The following is a 1,616-nucleotide window of genomic DNA, read 5'->3' as shown; positions in this document are numbered from 1 at the left end:
AACTGCTGATAAACCTTTTCAAGATAGACCTGTGCACCGATCTGAATGTCCGTATCCGGCCATAGCCGCTGACATTCTTCTAACGCTTTACCGATGAGTTGGTGCCCGTACTTTTTACCTCTGGTGTGCCCCGCGACAGCGACCCGGCCAATACTCACCTGCGGAAAGCTGACGCCGGGCGGTAATAGTCTGGCGTAAGCCACCAGCTCGCTATTACTGGTACCCAACAGGTGATAAACCCCATTGATACGGTCTTTGTCGTCGAGTTCCGGGTAGGGGCAGTTTTGTTCCACAACAAATACGTCGGTGCGTAATTTGAGTAATTCGTAGAGCTGGTCGGTAGTGAGCCCAGAGAAGGGTAACAAGCACCAGTTAAGCATAAAGACCTCCGCGATAATGCTGGCAGAGATGATTGCCGATCCCCCGGGTCATTGCAATGCGTTACGATGAATAAAGCGATTAATCCGCACTGTTTCAACAGGAAAAACCACACAATTATTTAACATTTAAACGGTAGGAAAACTAAACTTATTAATAATTCGTAATTTATTAATTAAGATCAATAAACAACCACCTAATCACAAGGTGCTGTTTTATATAAATTTATACTCTTTTTCGCCATTTAAAGCCAACCATACCCCGGGAATAATTCGTTAATGGTATGTTGACTGTAGTATTATCATACAATAGTATCAACACCCCAAGAATAACAATGATAAAGAATTTAGATTTCGACCTGATTGAAGTCGATACCTTACAACGCGCCAGGATTTTCACAATTGGACGACATACCTGTGAACTGCGCATTCACATATATTTGGAGATAATACATGTTTAAACGTGCTCAACTTGCCAGCGCCGTTTTATTCGCACTTTCCGCACAGCCTCTGTATGCCCAGGACACCGACAGCATGCCCAGCGAGGACGAGGTTGAAGTTATTGATGTACGTGGGGTAAAGGCCAGCCTTAATTCTGCGCAAAACATGAAAATGAACGCATCAAACATTTCTGATGTGATTGTCGCACAGGATATTGGCAAGCTACCCGATAACAGCGTGGCGGCAGCCCTGCAACGGGTAACAGGTATTCAGGTAGCCCGTACCAATGGTGAAGTAAACCAGGTACTGATTCGTGGTTTACCCGATATCGTCACCACTATGAGCGGTCGCGAGTATAAGAAATATTAACGCTATGTACTACCCACTGTGTCAGCTGTATTTAAGGCCAGTTGCACGTGTGTCAAATGGGTACTTTTCAGGAATCAGTGAAGTAGTTGTCATCAAGATAGACGCAATATAACTGGTCTTTGGTACTGAAATCCGCAATGAGATATGTGAAAGCCCTTACCTCAACATGTTGCATGTTCAAGTGATGGTCTGTTTTTTGTGCTTCATGCGCCAAAATCGAAGTCGCGTTGAATGATGTAGTCACTGAATGAGGCTGTGGCTGGTGGAGCTCGAAGTGGCGGCATTAGAGAATCGTTTTTTGCTTCAAGAAGAGTCTGCTTGTCAAGGTGCGCCAAAATCTTATGGATAACAGCCGGATCCGTAATACAAGTAATAATTTTGACGTTGGTTTTTTCACAAGCCTCACAGACTGTGATGTCAATATTGAAT

At 44.2% G+C, this 1,616-nt stretch carries 2 protein-coding genes and 1 pseudogene; 1 reads left to right on the top strand and 2 read right to left on the bottom strand.

Annotated features, from left to right (window positions below):
* A partial coding sequence (locus C6Y40_RS07805; RefSeq protein WP_105934098.1) for a GNAT family N-acetyltransferase occupies positions 1 to 380 on the bottom strand: 380 nt, incomplete at its 3' end.
* Positions 381 to 830: 450 nt separating this feature from the next.
* Here C6Y40_RS07805 and C6Y40_RS07800 point away from each other — a divergent pair.
* On the top strand, positions 831 to 1,187 hold the full coding sequence (locus C6Y40_RS07800) for a TonB-dependent receptor plug domain-containing protein (protein ID WP_105934097.1): 357 nt from the start codon (positions 831 to 833) through the stop codon (positions 1,185 to 1,187).
* A gap of 203 nt (positions 1,188 to 1,390) precedes the next feature.
* Here C6Y40_RS07800 and C6Y40_RS24935 read toward each other — a convergent pair.
* Positions 1,391 to 1,616, bottom strand: a pseudogene (locus C6Y40_RS24935) (IS91 family transposase); the annotation flags it as partial.

The organism is Marisediminitalea alba, from assembly GCF_002993365.1.
Lineage (GTDB): Bacteria > Pseudomonadota > Gammaproteobacteria > Enterobacterales > Alteromonadaceae > Alteromonas > Alteromonas alba.
The sequence above is the reverse complement of the archived record's forward strand: the minus strand, read 5'-3'. Positions and strand labels throughout refer to the sequence as shown.

Bases quoted from the DNA above. Each gene is read 5' to 3' on its own strand.
- C6Y40_RS07800 (WP_105934097.1), top strand. From the start codon at position 831: ATGTTTAAACGTGCTCAACTTGCCAGCGCCGTTTTATTCGCACTTTCC.